Source organism: Hydrogenophaga sp. (assembly GCF_022844385.1).
Lineage (GTDB): Bacteria > Pseudomonadota > Gammaproteobacteria > Burkholderiales > Burkholderiaceae_C > Hydrogenophaga.
Genome location: NZ_JALHLX010000175.1, coordinates 1,917 through 5,608 on the forward strand (window position 1 = coordinate 1,917; position 3,692 = coordinate 5,608).

Below are 3,692 nucleotides of genomic sequence, written 5' to 3' on the forward strand. Positions count from 1 at the left end.
TCCCACCGCATCAGCACCACACTCGCCCCCAGTGCAATCAGCAGCGGCATGCTGTCGCCGATCGGCGAACCATTGGCCACGTTTCCGCCCAGCGTGCCCGAGTTGCGCACCGGCAGGCCGGCGAAGCGTTGTGCGAAGGTTTTGAGGGGTGGGCGCTCGCTCACCAGGGCGGCGTAGGCCTCGTGCAGCGACACCGCCGCGCCAATGGCAATGTGGTGCGGGTAGGTTTCCACGCGGCGCAGCTCTTCGGCGGCGGTCACGTCCAGCACCTGGGCAAAGCGCTTGTGCATCTTGGTCACCCACAGGCCCACGTCGGTGCAGCCGGCCACCACCTGGGCTTGCGGGTGCGCCGCACGCGCCTGCAGCAGGCGGGTCAGGGTGGGGGGGCGCATGTAGACGCCGTCGGCGGCGGGGGCGGGGCGCTCACCCAGGGCTTCCAGCGCGGCCACCACCACGGGTTCGTTCACGCCGCAGCCGGCCGGCAGGGGCAGGCTGCCCATCTGCTGCGCTGCGTCAAAAATGGGGCGGTAGCCGGTGCAGCGGCACAGGTTGCCTGAGAGTTCCACCTGGGCTTGCGCACGGTCGACACCTTGCCCGCCGCCCGTGTTCTGGTACATGCCGAACAGGCTCATGACAAACCCGGGGGTGCAGAAACCGCACTGGCTGCCGTGGCAATGCACCATGGCTTCTTGTGCCGGATGCAGCTCACCCTTGGCCGACACCAGGTCTTCCGTGGTCCACACCGCCAGGCCCTGCACCGAATGAGCCAGCCGGATGCAGCTGTTGATGGCCTTGTATTGCAGCTTCCCGCCGACCGCCTCGCCCAGCACCACGGTGCAGGCGCCGCAGTCGCCTTCGCCGCAGCCTTCCTTGGTGCCGGTGCAGTGCAGGTCTTCGCGCAGCACCTCCAGCAGGGTGCGGTCGGCGGGCACGTTGTCCAGCGTCACGGCGTGTCCGCGGCGCCAGAAGGTCAGGGTTTGGGGTGAAATCGGGGGGGTCATGCGCGCCAGCATACGCCGGGCCCCATGGCACAACATATGCTCAGCCATATGTTGAAAATGCCGAAACCACCATCCCAACGACACTGAGCCGGGTATGAAATACGTGTCGATGTTCGACAAGATAGACCTGCACCTCATCCGCGTGCTGCACACCGTGCTCACGGAGCGCAGCGTTTCGCGCGCGGCGCTGCGCATGGGCATGTACCAGCCGGCGGTGAGCGCGGCGCTCAAGCGCCTGCGCGAGTTGGCCGGAGACCCCTTGTTGGTGCGTTCGGGCTCGGGCATGGTGCCCACCGTGGCCGGCCTGCGCATGATCGAACCGGCGGCCGACATCCTGCGCAGTGCCGAGGTGCTCTTCTCCGATGCCCGCAGTTTTGACCCGGCCACCGCCCACCACACCTTCAGCCTGGCCGCCAGCGACTACCTCGACCCCTTCTTTCTGCCGCAGCTGGTGTCGCAGCTCAAGAGCGCCGCGCCCCACTGCCCGATCGACATCCACCCGCTCTCGCGCGACTCCGACTACCGCAACCACCTCGCCCAGGGCACGGTGGACGTGGTCATCGGAAACTGGGCGCAGCCGCCGGACGACCTGCACCTGGGCCGCCTGTTTGGCGACGAGGTGGTGTGCCTGGTGTCCAACCAGCACCCCGCTGTGCGACGCGGCTGGGACGTGGAAGCCTGGCTGGGCGCCGAGCACATTGCGCCCACGCCCACCCACCCCGGCGCGCGCGGCTTCATCGACGACCACCTGGCCACGCTGGGCATGGTGCGCAACATCACCGCGCGTTGCCCGCATTTCGGCTTGATCCCGGCCATGGTGGCGGGCAGCCTGCTGGTGCTCACCACCGGGCGGCAGTACTGCGAGCGTTTTGTGGGTACGTTGCCGGTGCAGGTGTTGCCCTGCCCGGTGCCGTTCCCCCGCATGATGTATTACCAGCTCTGGCACGAGCGCACCCACGCTTCAACTGCCGGGCGCTGGCTGCGCGAACAGATCAAGGGCGTGGCCGCTTCCCTGCGCCGCCTGGAGCCCGACCCCGTTGCCAACGGCAACCATCCCCAAGGTGCATCCGCATGACAAACCGACTGCAACTCAGCGGCATCACCAAGCGTTACCCCGGCGTGGTGGCCAACAGCGACGTGTCGCTCACCGTGTTGCCGGGTTCGGTGCACGCGGTGCTGGGCGAAAACGGCGCTGGCAAGTCCACGCTGATGAAGATCATTTACGGCTCGGTCAAACCGGACGAAGGCACGGTCATGTTCAACGGCCAGCCGGTGCACATCCGCAACCCGCAAGAGGCGCGCGCGCTGGGTATCAGCATGGTGTTCCAGCACTTCAGCCTGTTCGACACACTCACCGTGGCCGAGAACGTGTGGCTGGGGCTCGACAAGGCGCTCACGCTGCCCGAGGTGAGCGCGAGCATCACCGCCAAGGCGGCCGAATACGGACTCGACATCGACCCCTCGCGCCCGGTGCACACGCTCAGCGTGGGCGAGATGCAGCGGGTGGAGATCATCCGCGCGCTGCTCACGCGCCCGCAGCTGCTCATCCTCGACGAGCCCACCTCGGTGCTCACGCCGCAGGCGGTGGAAAAACTCTTTGTGGTGCTGCGGCTGCTGGCGGCGCAGGGCTGCAGCATCCTCTACATCAGCCACAAGCTGCACGAGATCCGCGAGCTGTGCGACGCGTGCACGGTCTTGCGCGGCGGCAAGGTCACGGGTGTGTGCGACCCGCGCCAGGAAAGTAACGCCTCGCTCTCGCGCCTGATGATCGGCGCCGAGCCGCCAGCGCTCAACGTGCGTGAACTGCACGCCGGTGCGCCAGTGCTGGAGGTGAGCGGCCTCACGCTGGCCAGCGACGACCCTTTCGGCACCCACCTGGTCGACATTGCGCTCACGGTGCGCGCGGGCGAGGTGGTGGGCATCGCGGGTGTGTCGGGCAACGGGCAGAGCGAGCTGCTCTATTGCCTCTCGGGCGAGGACACGCGCGCACCGGCTGGCAGCATCCGCATGGGCAGCAGCGATGTGTCGCGCCTGAGCCCGGGCAAACGCCGCGCGCTGGGCCTGCATTTCGTGCCCGAAGAGCGCTTGGGGCGCGGCGCCGTGCCCACACTCTCGCTCGCGCACAACCTGCTGCTCTCGCGCAACGACGCGCTGGGCGCGGGCGGCTGGATCAAGGTGGGCGCGCTGCGCAAGCAGGCCGCCGAGGTGATCGCGCGCTACAACGTGAAGGCCAACGGGCCGGACGCGGCGGCCAAGTCGCTCTCGGGTGGCAACCTGCAGAAATTCATCGTGGGCCGCGAGATCGAGGCCAAACCCAAACTGCTCATCGTGAGCCAGCCCACCTGGGGGGTGGACGTGGGCGCCGCGGCGCAGATCCGCGGCGAAATCCTGGCGCTGCGCGACGCGGGCTGCGCGGTGCTGGTGGTGAGCGAAGAGCTCGACGAACTTTTCGAGATCAGCGACCGCCTGCACGTGATTGCCAAGGGGCGCCTGTCCCCGAGCCTGGACCGCAAGGACGCAACCATCGAACGCATTGGTGAGTGGATGTCGGGCCTCTGGGACGACACAGAGAACAACAACAAGGAGACCGCCCATGCTGCGGCTTGAAGTCCGCCCGCAGCCGTCCAAGGGCTGGGGCTACGCGTCGCCGCTGCTGGCGCTGGCCATCACGGTCGTCATCGGCGTGATCCT

Annotated in this window: 3 protein-coding genes; 2 read left to right on the forward strand and 1 reads right to left on the reverse strand. The window is 68.0% G+C overall.

The features are described from left to right. The coding region (locus Q0C59_RS18170) for an FAD binding domain-containing protein (RefSeq protein WP_291218188.1) at nt 1-1,001 on the reverse strand (1,001 nt) is incomplete at its 3' end. Nucleotides 1,002-1,095: 94 nt separating this feature from the next. On the opposite strand from Q0C59_RS18170, the gene Q0C59_RS18175 reads away from it, so the two are divergent. Next, entirely contained in the window at nt 1,096-2,076 is a 981-nt protein-coding gene (locus Q0C59_RS18175; protein WP_291218190.1) for a LysR family transcriptional regulator, read from the forward strand. Then, nucleotides 2,073-3,608, forward strand: coding sequence for an ABC transporter ATP-binding protein (locus Q0C59_RS18180; RefSeq protein WP_291218192.1), 1,536 nt, complete (start codon nt 2,073-2,075; stop codon nt 3,606-3,608). The genes Q0C59_RS18175 and Q0C59_RS18180 overlap by 4 nt, the downstream gene beginning before the upstream one ends. Nucleotides 3,609-3,692 lie beyond the last annotated feature (84 nt).

Excerpts from the sequence above, each read along its gene's own strand:
- Q0C59_RS18175 (WP_291218190.1), top strand. The coding sequence starts at position 1,096 with ATGAAATACGTGTCGATGTTCGACAAGATAGACCTGCACCTCATCCGC.
- Q0C59_RS18180 (WP_291218192.1), top strand. The coding sequence starts at position 2,073 with ATGACAAACCGACTGCAACTCAGCGGCATCACCAAGCGTTACCCCGGC.